This is a genomic window from Mycobacterium sp. NGS58, assembly GCF_059812385.1.
Genome location: NZ_JCALCO010000015.1, coordinates 66,866 through 81,811, shown reverse-complemented (window position 1 = coordinate 81,811; position 14,946 = coordinate 66,866). Strand labels below are relative to the sequence as shown.

Below are 14,946 nucleotides of genomic sequence, written 5' to 3'. Positions count from 1 at the left end.
CGGGTAGCGGAAGTGCCGGGATTCGGGATTCGGGATCAGCCCGCCCAGGGCCCGATGCCGCCGACCTTGTCGACGTGGATGTGGGTGAGGTAGCCCGGCGGTGCATTGTCGGGCGGGAATTTCGCGTTGGGGTCACCCAGCACCGGATTGAGCTCCGCCAGTAGTTCGGCGGCACCGCCCTCGGTAATCCGGGCGGTCCCGTACAGCGAGAGGTAGGGCCGCATCCCCTGGCCGGTCGCGTCGAGCGACACGATCGTGACGGCCACTCGGGGATCGCGGCGGACGTTGCGGACCTTCTTGTGCTCGGCAAGGTGGGCGCTGACGAGTTCGTCGCCGTTCGGCGTCGATCGCAACGCCACCCACACCACGCTCACCTGCGGGCTGCCGTCGGGGTCGACGGTGACCAGCGTGGCATCCGCACCCTTGCCGATGAGGTCGCGGGCGGCGTGGTTGAGTCTCATGCGTCGTTCTACGCCCGCGCGCGGCGTTTCATTCCCAGTTCCGGCCCAACCAGCCCGATTCCGGGCGATTTCGGGCCGCGATACAGCGCCGCGACAATGCGGTGGCCCGGCCACTCCTGCGACCGGGCCACCGTCGACTGCCGCTACTGTTCGGCTTTCTGGCGAGCTTCGTTGACTTCGGCGGCCTTGCGGGCGCTTTCGGCCTCCGCCTCTTTCTTGGCCGCCTCTCGTTGCGCGTCGGCCTTGTCCTGCTGAGCCTGGCCCTCACGCAGCAGGTCGTCACGCCCGGCCACTGCGCCGGCGACTTCCTTGACCTTGCCCTTGACTCCCTCGACGACGCCCTCGACGGCTTCCGCGGGACCACTCTTGTCCGACATGGGTTCTCCCTCCGTGTGGCGCACGACGCCCGTGCCGCGCGCTCGCCCCGTTTAATGCCCAACCTGCGAATTCTCGAAACGTGTTCGGCGAGTTGCCTTCGCCACAGGTCACCGCCTGCGAATACGCTGATGCGCCGGGGAGTCGGTGGCGACGCGAGGAGTCTGGACCCGTGGACATGTGGGAACTGATCGCCCGCGAGCGCATCCGGGACACCTTGGCGCGCTACAACTGGTCCGGTGACGCCGGACTACTCGATGGCCTGGCTCAAACGTTCTGCTCAGACGGCATCCTCGAGATACGGGGTTCTGAGCCGCTGCGCGGACGCCCGGAGATCGCGGCTTTCCTGGCCGGTGTCACCGGACGGATCGCGCTGGCGGCCGACGTGAAACCGATTGTGCGCCATAACGTCGCCAACGTTCTGTTCACCGAGGTGACACCGGACCAGGCGCGGGTTGACTCCTACTTCACCGTGGTCACCCACATCGGGCTCGACCACTACGGGCGCTACCGCGACACCCTGGTCCCCGAGGATGACGCCTGGCTGATCAAGCACCGCAAGGTCTCGACGGACTGGGCGGCGCCGGGCTCGGCGATGGCCCGCCGGCCCTCCGCAACGGAGCGGTGATCGGGGCTTCCGGACGCACCAAATCTCTTGCCCGCGACGTTCCAACATCAATCGAGTCCATCCAGCGGGCCCGATCGTGGCCGGGCCCGACATCGACCGTGCCCTGGCGTACCTCCTGGCTAGATCCCCCGGGCGACCGCGGGGTGGCGATTTCGTCAAATGTACCGGCGAAATGTTTGCCGAATCGGCCCCAACGGCTACAGATAAGAGTCACACCAAAAGATTGCGGCCGCCCTGACGGTATGTCCTCTCAGGAGTTCCGGGGTGACCGCCGGTCACGTGACCAGCGGTCATGGCTGCGCAAAAGAGACGAGCAAACATGCAACGACTCAGTGGGTTAGACGCGTTCTTTTTGTACCTGGAATCGCCGACGCAGCCTTTGAATATTTGCTGCGTCCTGGAACTGGACCCCACGACGATGCCGGGGGGTTACACGTTCGATCGCTTCCAAGAAGCACTGTCGGTGTGGTTGGACGCCGTGCCCGAATTTCGCCTCAAGCTGGCCGATAACCAACTGAACTTCGACCATCCGGTGTGGGTGGACGACGACCGTTTCGATCTGTCTCGCCACCTGCACCGCGTCGCCCTGCCCGCGCCGGGCGGGCCCAAAGAATTAGCGGACATCTGCGGCCACGTCGCCGGGCTTTCACTCGATCGGGATCGTCCGCTGTGGGATATGTGGGTAGTCGAAGGCCTGCACGGCACCGACGCACTGTCCGTCGTCCTCAAGGTCCACCACGCGGTGGTCGACGGCGTCGGCGGAGCCACCCTGCTCGCGCAGTTGTGCAGTACCGTGCCTGACGCCGCGCCGCCGAAACCGGCCGAGCGCGTCGGCCCGGCCAATCCGCTGCAGATCGCCGCCGGTGGACTGATCGGCGCCGCATTGCGCCCGTGGCGCCTGGCCAAAGTCGTGCCGTCGACGGCGTTGACGCTGGCGCAAACGGTCCTGCGTGCGCGCGGCGGCGGGCAGACGATGGCGGCACCGTTCGCCGCGCCTCCGACGGCGTTCAACGGCTCATTCAGCCGGCGCCGCAACATCGCCCTGACCAGCGTGGACCTCGAGGACGTGAAGACCGTCAAACGCCGGTTCGGGGTGACGGTCAACGACGTCGTGACGGCGATGTGCGCGGGGGCGCTGCGACAGTACTTCCAGGAGCGCGACGCGCTGTCGGACCTCCCCCTGGTCGCCAGCGTGCCCGTGTCCGTCCGCGACCAATCGACACGGGCGGGGCGCAACCAGATGACCTGGATGCTTTGCCGGCTCGAAACGCACATCGAAGACCCCGTCGAACGGTTGGCGAGCATCGCCGCGGGCAACGCCGCCGCCAAGGACCACTCCGCGGCGCTGGGCCCGACCCTGCTGCACGACTGGACACAAGTCGCCGGACAGACCATGTTCGGCGCGGTCAGGAAACTGCTGCCACGCGTGCCGCTGCCCGACAAGCCGCCACACAACCTGGTCATGTCCAACGTGGCCGGCCCACAGGAGCAGCTCTACTTCCTGGGGTGCCGACTCGACGCGATGTATCCGCTCGGCCCGATCATTGCCGGCGCAGCGCTCAACATCACGGTGATGTCGCTCAACGGCCGGCTCGGCGTCGGCATCATCTCCTGCCCCGACCTCGTTCCCGACCTGTGGGACCTTGCCGACGCGTTCCCCGCCGCGCTCAAAGAACTGTTGAATTGCGGCGAGGACGTCCACGCCCCGCTCTGATCGGCCCGGTCAGCGGAACCCGGTCCGCCATCGCCGCGGCGGCATGGCAGGGTGACATCCGTGGCAGACACTTCCGAACCGACGACCAGCACGGCGCAAGATCTGCGTGAAATCAGCACTGAAAAGGGCACTTTGCGCTACTACGACAGCGGCGGCCCGGAGTCCGCTCCGGCGCTGCTGTTCCTGCACGGGTCCGGTCCCGGGGTCACGGGCTGGCGCAACTTCCGTGGCGTGTTGCCCGCCTTCGCCGCTCACTACCGATGCCTGATCTTGGAATTCCCCGGTTTCGGGGTCAGCGACGATTTCGGCGGCCACCCGATGGTCACCGCTTTCGGCACGGTGACGCCCTTCCTCGACACGCTCGGCGTCGACAAGGTGCACATCGTCGGCAACTCGATGGGCGGCGGTGTGGGGGTCAACTTTGCAACCCATAATCCGGAGCGTGTCGGCCGGTTGGTGACCATCGGCGGCATCGGCACCAACATCTTCAGTCCCAGCCCCAGCGAAGGCATTCGGCTGCTGCAGGAGTTCGTCGAGGACCCCACGCGGCAACGCCTGGTCGACTGGCTCAAGTCGATGGTCTACGACCAGGCGCTGGTCACCGAACAGCTGATCGAGGAGCGCTGGCAGCTGGCCACCGACCCGGAAACCCTGGCCGCGGCGCGACGCATGTATGGCAGGGCGGCATTCGCCGGTATGAACGCCGCGCTGAACGCCTCCGACCGGCCGCTGCCGTGGGCCACCATGCACAAGCTCACCGCTCCCACGCTGCTGACGTGGGGCCGCGACGACAGGGTGAGCCCTCCGGACATGGCGCTGATCCCGATGCGCACCATCCCCAACGCGGAACTGCACATCTTCCCCAACTCGGGGCACTGGGCGATGATCGAGGCCAAGGACGCGTTCGAAAGCACCGTGCTCGCCTTCCTTTCGCGCAGCTAGTCGGCGGCGATCGTGCGCGCGGCGCGCCTCATCGCTGCGTGGCCCCGGCGTCGACCGGCAGGACGATCGCGGTGATGTAGCGCGCCTCGTCGGAGGCCAGGAACAGCGCCGCGTTGGCCACGTCCACCGCGTCCACCCACGGCACCGCGAGCATGTTCATCGAGCGCGCGGCCTCGGCGAATTCCGGGCGTGTCGGCGGGCGGTCCAAGTCGGGGCGGAACGCGCTACTGACGGGGTCGTTCTGGATCATCGGTGTGTCGACGTTGGTCGGGCTGATGCAGTTGACCCGGACACTGTGCGGCGCAAGCTCATTGGCCATGCTGCGCATCATGCCTATCACGCCGTGCTTGGCCGCGGTGTAATGCGCGACGCCGACCAGCCCGCGCAGCCCCGCGATCGAGCTCGTCAGGATCATCGACCCCGCCCCACGCGCGATCAGGTGCGGCGCGGTGACGCGGCAGGTGTACCACACGCCGGTGAGGTTGACGTCGAGCATTGTGCGCCAGGTGCTTTCGTCCATCTCGACCGCCATGCCCCGGGAGGTGATTCCCGCGGTCGCACAGACCGCGTCCAGGCCGCCGAACCGCCCGACGCCACGGTCGACGGCCGCCTGCATGGCGGAAAGGTCGCGCACGTCGACGATTTCGGCATGCACCCGCCCGCCCGCCTCCCTCACCAGCGACGCGGTGGTGTCGAGGTCGGCCGGGGTGCTGTGCGGGATGAGCACCGTGTCGACCGGCCCGCACACGTCGAGCGCGACGATGTCGGCGCCCTCCTGCGCGAACCGGACGGCTTGCGCACGACCGATCCCTCGCGCCGCACCGGTGATCAGGGCGACCCTGTTGTGCAGCCGTCCGGTCATGTCGTCTTCTGCGTCAGACCGGCGTCGACGACGAGCTGGGTGCCGGTGATGTAGCGGGCCGCATCCGAGGCCAAGAACAGCACGGCGTTGGCGACGTCAACGGGCTCCACCCACGGCACCGGAAGCAGGTTTCGTTCTTGCAGCACCTCCGCGGCATCTGCCGCGGTCGGGGTGTCCAGGTCCGGCCGCAGGCGCCGAAACGTGGCCTCGTTCAGCACCATCGGGGTGGCCACCGGGCCGGGGTGCACGGTATTCACCCGGATGCCGCGCGGCCCGAGCTCGTTGGCCAAGGTGCGCGCCAACCCCACCACCGCGTGCTTGCTGGCCGTGTAGTGCGCGGTGTTGGGCAGGCCGCGAAGCCCACTGGTGGAGCTGATGATGACCACCGAGCCACCGCCGTCCCCGATGTGCGGCACGCTCGCCCGGATCGTATGCCACACCCCGGTGAGATTGATGTCGAGCGTGCGCTGCCACACCTGCGGGTCGAGTTCCCAGGACGGCGCGCCGGGCAGGTGTACCCCGGCGTTGGCCACGACGATGTCGAGCCGGCCCAACTCGGCCACGCCCGCCTCGATGGCGGCCGCCACCGCCGCGAGGTCGCTGACGTCGGCCAGGCCGGTGGCACACCGTCGACCGCGGCTCTCGACTTCCATTGCAGTGCTTCGTAACTCGTCGGCCGCGGCCTCCGCGTCGAGCGCGATCACGTCGGCGCCCTCGTCGGCGAAGCGCTCGCAGTGCACCCGGCCGGTCCCCTTGGCGGCGCCGGTGACCGCGACGACCTTGCCGACTAATCCAGTCATCGCTCGATTAGATCGAAGCCGCGGTAGCCGGCGTCGGCCACCTCGGCGCAGATGTCGTTGTAGGTGGCGAACCCACCGACGAACAGCATGAAGCCCCTTGGCTTTCCGGGCACGTTCGCGCCCATGTACCAGGAGTTCGCCTTGGTGAACAGCGTCGCCTCGGCGCGACGGGCGCATTCGGCGACCCAGCCGTCCACGCTGTCCACGGTGGCTTCCAGCGCGGCGTAACCGTGTTGGTCGAGGTAGGCGATGGCGTCCGCAATCCAGTTCACTTGCGCCTCCGCGTGCAGCACCATATTCGCGAGCACGGCGGGCGCTCCCGGGCCCGAGATCAGGAACAGGTTGGGAAAACCGTCGACGCCCAATCCCAGATAGGTGCGCGGTCCGTGCGCCCAGTCCTCGTGCAGCGTTGCGTCGCCGCGTCCGACGATGTCGATGCTGTCCAGCGCCCCGGTCATCGCATCGAAACCGGTTGCCAACACGATCATGTCGAGGTTGTAGTGCGCCTTCGATGTGTTGATGCCCGCGGCGTCGATCGATTCGATCGGTGTGTTGCGGACACTGATAAGGGACACGTTGGGCTGATTGAAAGTCTGAAAGTAGTTGCTGTCGGTGCAGATTCGCTTGGTTCCGATCGGGTGGTCGGTGGGGATCAGCAGGTCGGCCACGGCCGGATCATCGATGACGGCCCGGACCTTCTCCTCGTAAAACCTGCGGGCCTCCTCGTTGGCCTCCAGATCGGTCATCTGGTCCGGGAAGGTCTTGGAGAAAAGCACTCCCCCTAGCTGCCAACGCGTTTCGAAGGCGGCACGGCGCTCGTCAGCGGTGAACTGCATCGTCGGCTTCGGGGCGGTGATGTGGGGTGAGCCACCGCCGCTGCACCACGACAGGGCACGCCGCTGCGCGTAGCCGGCCTTGATCTCATTCAGCTCGTCGGTCGTCAGGGGCTTGTTGCCCGCCGGGACACTGTAATTGGGGGTGCGTTGGAATACGTAGAGGTGCGCGGCGCGCTCGGCGATCACCGGGATCGACTGAATGCCAGAGGATCCGGTGCCGATGACCGCCACCCGCTTGCCGGTGAAGTCGACAGGCTCGTGCGGCCAATGCGCGGTGTGATAGATCTCGCCCGCGAAGGTATTCAGGCCGGGGAAATTCGGGGTCATTGCGGCCGACAGCGGGCCCGTAGCCATCAGGCAGAACCGTGCCGATAGCACCCGCCCGGTGTCGGTGGTGACCGTCCAGCGCAGCGTCGACTCGTCCAGCACGGCGGAGAGCACGCGGGTGTCGAACGCGATGTCGCGGCGGAGGTCGAGTTTGTCGGCGACCCAATTCAGGTATTCGAGGATCTCGGACTGGGTTGCATACTTCTCCGTCCAGCGCCACGCTTGCTGGAGCTCATCGGAGAACGAGTAGCAGTAATCGACGCTCTCGACATCACAACGCGCGCCGGGATACCGGTTGTAGTACCAGGTCCCGCCGACCTCGGGAGCGGCCTCGAGTACCCGCACCGAGAGGCCCTGGCTGCGCAATTTGTGCAGGGCGTAGAGGCCGGCGAACCCCGCTCCGACCACGACGACATCGACATACCGATCCACAAGGACCGACGGTATTGGTCCGTGCGTCGCCTCGCACCGGCCTTCCCGGTCACCGGACGCTTCGAACGAGCTTTCCCGGCCACCGGGCGTGCGTGGACGCCGCCGCGCCGTCGTCACAGACCATCGGCTCATGGCGGACGTCGCACACGTCAACGTCGAACTGGACGGCCAGCGACATCATTTGCGCTGGCCGCACGGACGAACGCTGGTCGACACACTGCTGGACGCGGGGATCGCCGTGCCCCACTCCTGCCGGGAGGGCCGCTGCGGTTCGTGCGTGGCGACCGGTTCACGTCGAATTTTGAGTCCCGTGGTGTCCGCTCATCGGGATTTCCTTTGGGACGGCCGGCGTCTGCGGTAGACCATTACTACGCCCACACACGTAAGGACAACGACATGAGCGACCGGGTACTCGACCAGGTGGTGGCCATGGCCGACCAGCTGCGTGACCAAGCCGCCGAAGCCGAACGCATCGGCCGGCTCACCGACGACACCGTCAAGCTGATGAAGGCCGCCGGGTTGATCCGGCTGCTGCAGACCAAGCAGTATCAGGGCTTCGAGGCCCACCCCCGGGAGTTCGCGGAGACCACGATGGCCACCGCGGCGCTGGATCCGGCGGCCGGCTGGATCGTCGGTGTCGTCGGCGTGCACCCCTACCAATTGGCCTATGCCGACCCCAAAGTCGCCGCAGAAATCTGGGCCGACGACGTCGACACCTGGATGGCGTCCCCGTACGCGCCGCAGGGTGTGGCCAAGCCCGTCGACGGCGGCTATACCTTCAACGGCCGCTGGCAGTTCAGCTCGGGCACCGACCATTGCGACTGGATCATCCTTGGCGCCATGCTCGGCGACGAGAAGGGCATCCCCTTGATGCCGCCGCAGATGCTGCACATGATTCTGCCCCGCAAGGATTACGAGATCGTCGACGACTCGTGGAATGTCGTGGGGCTGCGCGGAACCGGTTCCAAGGATGTCATCGTCAAAGACGCGTTCGTGCCGAGCTACCGGACCATGGATGCCACCAAGGTGATGGACGGCACCGCGCAGCGCGAGGCCGGCATGACCGAGCCGCTGTATCTGATGCCGTGGTCGACGATGTTCCCGTTGGGCATCTCCGCGGCCACCATCGGCATCGCCGAGGGGGCGCTGGCGGCGCACCTGGACTATCAGCGCGAGCGCGTCGGCGCCACCGGAACCGCGATCAAGGACGACCCCTACGTCATGCACGCCATCGGCGAGGCCGCCGCCGACATCAACGCCGCCCGCCAGGAGCTGCTGGCCAACGCCGACCGCATCTACGACATGGTCGCCGCCGGCAAGGAGGTGTCGTTCGCCGACCGGGCGGCGGGCCGCCGCACGCAGGTGCGCGCGGTGTGGCGAGCCGTGTCGGCGGTCGACGAGATCTTCGCCCGCTCCGGGGGAAACGCGGCCCGGATGGACAAGCCACTGCAACGGTATTGGCGCGACGTGCACGTCGGGCAGATGCATGCCATCCATGTCCCCGGCACCACCTACCACGCGGCGGCGCTGAGTTCGATCGGCATCGACCCGCCCGAGGGTCCGCTGCGGGCCCTGATCTGAGCAGGAGACCCATTCGTGAGCGACCTGAAAAGCCTTGGCTACATCACCATCTCGACCAACGACATCGACCGCTGGCGACAGTTCGCCTTTGGCGTGCTGGGTTTCGCCCAGGGCAAGGGGCCGGATCCGTCCGCGCTGTATCTGCGGATGGACGAGCGCGCGGCCCGGCTCATCGTGGTGCCGGGTGAGACGGACCGAGTGCTGACCGTCGGCTGGGAGGTGCGCGACCACCCGGCCCTGCAGCGAGTGCAGGCGACCCTCGACGGCGCGGGCGTGGCCTACAAACAGCTGTCCCCGGATGAGGCAGAGGCCCGGCGCGTCGAAGAGGTGATCACCTTCGAGGATCCGGCCGGCACCACGCTCGAGGTCTTCCACGGCGCGGTGCTCGATCACAGTCCGGTCGTCACGCCGTTCGGCGCAAGGTTCGTCACCGGCGACCAAGGCATGGGCCACGTGGTGGTACCGGCGACCGACCCCAACGGCCTCTTCGACTTCTACACCGAGGTCCTCGGGTTCCGCGCCCGCGGGGCGTTCCGGGTGCCACTACCGAAAGAGTTTGGCCCGGTAAGGGTTCGGTTCCTCGGCATCAACGAGCGACACCACAGCCTGGCGATCGTCCCGGCCGCACACCAGCGCGACCCGCGCCTGGTCCACATCATGGTGGAGGTCGACACCCTGGACGCCGTGGGGCAGGCGCTCGACCGGGTCAACGCCGAGGGGTTCCAACTCTCGTCCACCCTGGGACGGCACACCAACGACAAGATGGTCTCGTTCTACGTCCGCGCGCCCGGCGACTGGGACATCGAATTCGGCACCGACGGGATGCGGGTCGACGAGACCTATTACACCGCAGAGGAAATCACCGCCGACAGCTACTGGGGTCATCAGTGGGTCGGCGAAATGCCCGCGGCCATGCGGCTGTGACGCCTGCGCTGTCGATGGGCCGCAAAACCCCATGCGCCACAGAGTTCGGGGATATGGCAATGCGCCCGCCTGCGAGCGACAATTCGAAGACACGTCGGGCGCAGGCGTGCGTCGTCGCTCAGAGGCGGGCAAAATGTCACACCTCGCCTCCCGGTGACCCGAGCGATAGAAGGGATTTCGACGCCCGATGACCGACATGGACGTGACGCCGGTTGCGGCGTCCTCGATCACCTCGTGGGATGACGAGGCCGACGTCGTCATCGCCGGCTACGGCATCGCGGGTGCGGCCGCGGCCGTCGAAGCGGCCCGATCCGGCGCCGACGTGTTGGTACTGGAGCGCACCGGCTCCTGGGGCGGCGCGGCGTCGATGGCGGGTGGGTTCATCTACCTCGGCGGTGGCACCCCCATCCAAAAGGCTTGTGGTTTCGATGATTCCGTCGACAACATGGCGGCCTTCCTCAACGTGGCGATGGGGCCCGGCGCCGACGAGGACCGGATCGCCGATTACTGCGCCGGCAGCGTCGCCCACTTCGAATGGCTGGTCGCGTGTGGCGTGCCGTTCAAGGCGGAGTTCTTCTCCGAGCCCGGGTGGGAGCCGATGGGCGATCAGGGCCTGATGTACAGCGGCGGCGAAAACTCCTTTCCGTTCAACACCATCGCCTCCCCCGCCCCGCGCGGACACGTGCCGCAGATGCAGAACAAGAAGCAGGGCGAAGCCAGCGCCGGCTACATGCTGATGAAACCCCTCGTGGAGACCGCGACCGCGGCCGACGTGCGGGCGCTGTACGACGTGCGGGTGCAGCAACTGATCACCGAATCCGACGGACGGGTGGTCGGCATCCGCGCCCGAAAGTACGGCACGGAGGTGAACATCCGGGCGCGCACCGGGGTGGTCCTCGCGACCGGCAGCTTCGCGTACAACGACGCGATGGTCCAGCGCTACGCGCCGCGGATCGCCGGCCGGCCCGCCGCCTCGATCGAGCAGCACGACGGGCAGGCGATCCGGATGGCGCAGGCCCTTGGCGCGGACCTGGCTCACATGGACGCCACCGAGGTCGCGATCTTCATCGACCCGCAGCAGCTGGTGCGCGGCATCCTGGTCAACGGCCGCGGTCAGCGCTACGTCGCCGAGGACACCTACCCGGGCCGGATCGGACAGCTCACCCTCTACCAGCAGGACAACGTCGCCTACCTGATCATCGACGGCGATGCGCAGGAGGAGGCGATGGCCTCGTGGTCGCCGAAGTTCATGCTGCGCCCGGCGACCTGGGTGGCCGACACCGTTGCCGACCTGGAACGCGACATGGGGCTGCCGCCCGGCTCGCTGCAGGCGACCGTTGCCGCCTACAACGAGGGCGCCGCGCGCGGCGAGGATCCGCTGTTGCACAAGAAGCCGGAGTGGATCAAGCCGATCGGCTCCCCCGTCGGCGCCGTCGACCTGCGCGAGAACACCGGTGGGTTCACCCTGGGCGGGCTGGCCACGACGCTGGACGCCGAGGTGCTGCACGTCAGCGGCGCGCCCATTCCGGGACTCTTTGCCGCCGGCCGCTGCACCGCAGGCCTGGCCGCGTGGGGCTATGCCAGCGGCGTCTCGCTGGGTGACGGCAGCTTCTACGGTCGCCGCGCCGGCCGCTCCGCAGCCAAGGGCTGACCCGCGCTAATCCCCCGTCCCCGCCGGCCGCTACCCCGCCCGGCGGGGTCTTTTCTTGCGGTGAGTGACAACGGCCACACCGGTGTGCTACATATATTCCTAATAGGAATATTCCATCTTGATATAGCAATGCCTTGGAGGGCCGATGACCGCGACCGTTGACACCGTCGAATCAGCCACCCCCACGGCTGTCATCGACCGCATCTCCTTGGTGCTCGACGCGTTCGATGGGCCTGGGCGGCTCACCCTGGCCCAGATCGTGCGCCGCACCGGCCTGCCGCGCTCGTCGGCACATCGCATGCTCGAGCGCCTGGTGCAGCTGCGTTGGCTGCGCCGCAGCGGCCGCGACTACGAACTGGGCATGCGCCTGGTCGAGTTGGGCTCGCTGGCCGTGCATCAGGACCGCCTGGTGCGCGCCGCGGGCCCGTTGCTGGGCGAGTTGCACCGCGCCACCGGGCTCGTCGTGCACCTCGCGGTTCTGGACGGACCCGACGTGGTCTATCTCGAGAAGGTGGGCGACTCACCGCTGGCGCCGATACCCACGCGCGTGGGCAGCCGTCAGCCCGCGCATTGCACCGCCGTCGGCAAGGCGATCCTGGCCTACCGTGACGAGGATGCCGAGGTGGACCTGCAGATCCGCAAGACAAAGTACTCGATCGCGAACGGCTCTCAACTGGCGATCGAATTGGCCAAGGTGCGGGCACACGGCATCGCGTTCGAGCGCGAGGAGTCGCTGCTCGGATTCGGTTGTGTCGCAGCGCCGATCGGGAGCCCGGGCGAGGCCGTCGCGGCTGTGTCAGTGTGCGGTCCCATGAATCGCATGATGTTCGATCAGCGCCTGGCCGCCCCGGCACGCATGACGGCGATGGCGATCTGGCGCAACGTCGAAGGCGGCCCACAGCGAGTGGCGCCGACGCTGCAGCCGCTGCGGCCGTTGCGCCTTGCCCGGCCCGCGCCGCGGCCCTCGATGCAGTACGCGTGAACCTCGATCCACAGATCGCACCGCTAATCGAGGCGCTGGACGCCGGCTTCCCGCCGGTCCACACCATGACCGGTGCGCAGGCAAGGGCAACCATCCGCTCCCGCTTCGTGCCACCCGCCAAGCTCGAGCCCGTTGCCGAGGTGCGAGACGAATCCATCTCGGGGCCCGGCGGCGACATCGCGGTGCGGATCTATCGGCCCGACGGCGATAGCCTGCCGATTCTGGTGTACGCCCACGGTGGCGGCTTTGTGTTCTGTGACCTGGAAAGTCACGACGGCCTGTGCCGTGCTATCGCCAATCATGTTCCAGCAGTTGTCATTTCGGTCGCCTACCGGCTGGCGCCGGAAAGCCAGTGGCCCGACGCCGCCGAGGACGTCTACACCGTCACCCGGTGGGCGGCCGACAATGCCGACGCGGTTGACGGCGATGCACAGCGCGTTGTGGTGGGCGGCGACAGCGCGGGCGGAAACCTGGCTGCCGTCGCGGCGTTGATGTCGCGCGATCGCGGCGGTCCCCCGATCGCGGGCCAGTTGCTCATCTATCCGGTGATCGCCGCCGACTTCGACAACGAGTCTTATCGCTTGTTCGGCAACGGTTTCTACAATCCGAAGTCGGCGCTGCAATGGTACTGGGATCAGTATGTCCCGGCGCCTGCCGATCGGGAAGACCCATACGCCTCGCCGCTTCGAGCCAACCTGGCCGGACTGCCGCCCGCAGTCATCGTCACCGCGGGTCATGATCCACTTCGTGACGAGGGCAACGCCTACGCCGACGCACTCGAAGCTGCGGGTGTGATCACGGTGCGATGCCCCTTCGACGGCGGCATCCACGGGTTCATGACGATGCCGATGCTCGACATTGCGCACCAAGCCCGGCGGCAGGCGTGCCTGGAGTTGGCTCAACTGCTTCGCTGAGAGGGTGCCACCAACAGTGGATCGAATTTGGCGATCTCCGGCGTATCGATATCTGACGCGTCCATCATTTCTCCCTCAACATGATTGGCCGCCACGCTAACAATTCCAATCCAGTCGACGGAGGGTCGATCCCCTGGCTGGGATGCATTCGACGTTTGTGCCGATCACCGGAGAGATTGCATCGGGACGTGCCTTCCACGGCCCGCCTCAACCGGTCAGGTATCGATCGGCCGCGCGGCAACCGAAGTCGCAGCAGTGCCTGCGACCTTCGCGAGCACCGGGCCGTAGCGCTGTTCGGGATCGAGTACGCAGTGCGTGCGCCCGAAAACAGTGACCATGCATTTGTTGTTATGGTTGCACCGGCTGCGTGTGGCGGGATCAACGATCATCTTGTTGACCAGATCGGGCTCGCGCAGCAGCGCCCGGCCCATCGCCATGAAGTCGAATCCCTCGCGCATCCCGGTCTCGATATGTTCGCGGTTAGTGATGCCGCCCAGCAGAATCAGCTTGGTGTTGCGCACAACCGGTACGAATTGCCGTGCCGCTTCGAGCATGTAGAGATCGGTATAGGGGTAGCTGCCCATTATTCGCTTTCCAGCCAACCTGACGGTGGGCCGCAAGGCGGCTGGCATCACGCGGGCGAACTCCCGCACCGGGACGTCGCCTCGGAACAGGTACATCGGCTTGAAAACCGAGGAGCCCTGGGTCAGCTCGATCGCGTCGAGCGTGCCGTCGGCGTCGAGCAGTTGCGCGGTCCGCAAGGCCTCATCGATCCATATGCTGCCCGGCAGTCCGTCGTCCATGTCCAGCTTGGCGATGACAGCGATCCGGCCGTCCGCCACGTTGCGGACACGCTCGGCGATCTCACGTGCGAAGCGGGATCGGTTGTCGATGGACCCGCCGTATTGGTCCTTGCGGCGGTTGATGAGCGGGCTCATGAAGGAGCTCGGCAAGTACAGGTGCCCGAAATGCAATTCGACCGCGTCAAATCCGCCATCGATCGCAACCTGCGCCGCGGTGCGGAACTGATTGATGACAGTCCTGATCTCGTCACGGGTGATGGCGCGGCAGTACGCGAACGACGTGGGGTTTATGAACCGGCTCGGCGCGACCGCCGTTACCCCGGTCAGCGCCTTCGGTGCCACCACCCCGGCGTGGCCGAGCTGGGCGGAGATCGCGGCGCCGCCCTCATGAACGTTATCGGTGAGCCTGCGCAACCCCGGCAGAGCTTGTGGACTCATCACGATCTGGCCGGGTGCGCTGGCACCCTCGGGCGATACACAGCAGTAGGCGACCGTGGTCATGCCGACCCCTCCGTCGGCGAACGACCGATGGAATGCAATCAGATCGTCGGTGACCAGCCCCTTGGGTGATCGCCCTTCGGACGTGGCGGCCTTGATGATCCTGTTGCGCAACGTGACGGGGCCGAGCTGAACGGGGCTAAACGGATCGCTCATCCGACCACCGTCGCCCGCATCCAGGTCGGGGTCAACGAGGTTCTCCCGATGGCCGGGAAC

The 14,946-nt window shown here is 67.1% G+C and carries 15 protein-coding genes and 1 pseudogene; 9 read left to right on the top strand and 7 right to left on the bottom strand.

Going from position 1 to position 14,946, the window contains the following annotated elements; all coding sequences use genetic code 11:
• Positions 1–35: 35 nt before the first annotated feature.
• Positions 36–461, bottom strand: coding sequence for a TIGR03618 family F420-dependent PPOX class oxidoreductase (locus tag AC5Y4H_RS15735; RefSeq protein WP_499983107.1), 426 nt, complete (start codon positions 459–461; stop codon positions 36–38).
• A gap of 143 nt (positions 462–604) precedes the next feature.
• Positions 605–838 (bottom strand): microaggregate-binding protein 1, encoded by a 234-nt coding sequence (gene mbp1 / locus AC5Y4H_RS15730; RefSeq protein WP_499983106.1) that lies wholly within the window; start codon positions 836–838, stop codon positions 605–607.
• A gap of 170 nt (positions 839–1,008) precedes the next feature.
• Between mbp1 and AC5Y4H_RS15725 the strand changes: the two genes are divergently transcribed.
• The 3 genes from AC5Y4H_RS15725 to AC5Y4H_RS15715 all read left to right on the top strand — a co-directional run bounded on the left by AC5Y4H_RS15725 (position 1,009) and on the right by AC5Y4H_RS15715 (position 4,120).
• Positions 1,009–1,464, top strand: coding sequence for a nuclear transport factor 2 family protein (locus AC5Y4H_RS15725; protein WP_499983105.1), 456 nt, complete (start codon positions 1,009–1,011; stop codon positions 1,462–1,464).
• Positions 1,465–1,783: 319 nt separating this feature from the next.
• The gene (locus AC5Y4H_RS15720; RefSeq protein WP_499983104.1) at positions 1,784–3,178 is read left to right on the top strand and encodes a WS/DGAT/MGAT family O-acyltransferase; all 1,395 of its coding nucleotides are present in this window, start codon (positions 1,784–1,786) and stop codon (positions 3,176–3,178) included.
• A 60-nt stretch (positions 3,179–3,238) separates the two neighbouring features.
• Positions 3,239–4,120: an alpha/beta fold hydrolase gene (locus AC5Y4H_RS15715; RefSeq protein ID WP_499983103.1), complete on the top strand. Its 882-nt coding sequence runs from the start codon at positions 3,239–3,241 to the stop codon at positions 4,118–4,120.
• Positions 4,121–4,148: 28 nt separating this feature from the next.
• Here the strand turns inward: AC5Y4H_RS15715 and AC5Y4H_RS15710 are convergent, their stop codons facing one another.
• Genes AC5Y4H_RS15710 through AC5Y4H_RS15695 form a run of 4 tightly spaced genes read right to left on the bottom strand, consistent with a single transcriptional unit; the run spans position 4,149 to position 7,573 of the window.
• A complete protein-coding gene (locus AC5Y4H_RS15710) occupies positions 4,149–4,982 on the bottom strand; it encodes a mycofactocin-coupled SDR family oxidoreductase (RefSeq protein WP_499983102.1) in 834 nt (277 codons plus the stop codon).
• Positions 4,979–5,782, bottom strand: a complete 804-nt coding sequence (locus AC5Y4H_RS15705; RefSeq protein ID WP_499983101.1) for a mycofactocin-coupled SDR family oxidoreductase — start codon at positions 5,780–5,782, stop codon at positions 4,979–4,981. Before AC5Y4H_RS15705 ends, AC5Y4H_RS15710 begins: the two co-directional genes overlap by 4 nt.
• A complete protein-coding gene (locus tag AC5Y4H_RS15700; RefSeq protein WP_499983100.1) occupies positions 5,779–7,377 on the bottom strand; it encodes a flavin-containing monooxygenase in 1,599 nt (532 codons plus the stop codon). Before AC5Y4H_RS15700 ends, AC5Y4H_RS15705 begins: the two co-directional genes overlap by 4 nt.
• Positions 7,378–7,426: 49 nt before the next feature.
• Positions 7,427–7,573, bottom strand: coding sequence for a hypothetical protein (locus AC5Y4H_RS15695; protein WP_499983161.1), 147 nt, complete (start codon positions 7,571–7,573; stop codon positions 7,427–7,429).
• On the opposite strand from AC5Y4H_RS15695, the pseudogene AC5Y4H_RS15690 reads away from it, so the two are divergent.
• The 6 genes and pseudogenes from AC5Y4H_RS15690 to lipP1 form a co-directional block, all read left to right on the top strand.
• Positions 7,508–7,663, top strand: a pseudogene (locus tag AC5Y4H_RS15690) (2Fe-2S iron-sulfur cluster-binding protein); the annotation flags it as partial. The gene AC5Y4H_RS15695 and the pseudogene AC5Y4H_RS15690 sit on opposite strands and share 66 nt — an antisense overlap.
• 110 nt (positions 7,664–7,773) lie before the next feature.
• Positions 7,774–8,958, top strand: a complete 1,185-nt coding sequence (locus AC5Y4H_RS15685) for an acyl-CoA dehydrogenase family protein (protein WP_499983099.1) — start codon at positions 7,774–7,776, stop codon at positions 8,956–8,958.
• Between the two features lie 15 nt (positions 8,959–8,973).
• Positions 8,974–9,882, top strand: a complete 909-nt coding sequence (gene bphC, locus AC5Y4H_RS15680) for a biphenyl-2,3-diol 1,2-dioxygenase (protein WP_499983098.1) — start codon at positions 8,974–8,976, stop codon at positions 9,880–9,882.
• 187 nt (positions 9,883–10,069) lie between these two features.
• Positions 10,070–11,533 (top strand): FAD-dependent oxidoreductase, encoded by a 1,464-nt coding sequence (locus tag AC5Y4H_RS15675; RefSeq protein WP_499983097.1) that lies wholly within the window; start codon positions 10,070–10,072, stop codon positions 11,531–11,533.
• Between the two features lie 145 nt (positions 11,534–11,678).
• The gene (locus AC5Y4H_RS15670; RefSeq protein ID WP_499983096.1) at positions 11,679–12,515 is read left to right on the top strand and encodes an IclR family transcriptional regulator; all 837 of its coding nucleotides are present in this window, start codon (positions 11,679–11,681) and stop codon (positions 12,513–12,515) included.
• On the top strand, positions 12,512–13,429 hold the full coding sequence (gene lipP1, locus AC5Y4H_RS15665; protein WP_499983095.1) for a LipP1 family hormone-sensitive lipase: 918 nt from the start codon (positions 12,512–12,514) through the stop codon (positions 13,427–13,429). Before AC5Y4H_RS15670 ends, lipP1 begins: the two co-directional genes overlap by 4 nt.
• A 215-nt stretch (positions 13,430–13,644) precedes the next feature.
• Here the strand turns inward: lipP1 and AC5Y4H_RS15660 are convergent, their stop codons facing one another.
• Entirely contained in the window at positions 13,645–14,886 is a 1,242-nt protein-coding gene (locus AC5Y4H_RS15660; RefSeq protein ID WP_499983094.1) for an NADH:flavin oxidoreductase, read from the bottom strand.
• Positions 14,887–14,946: the final 60 nt, after the last annotated feature.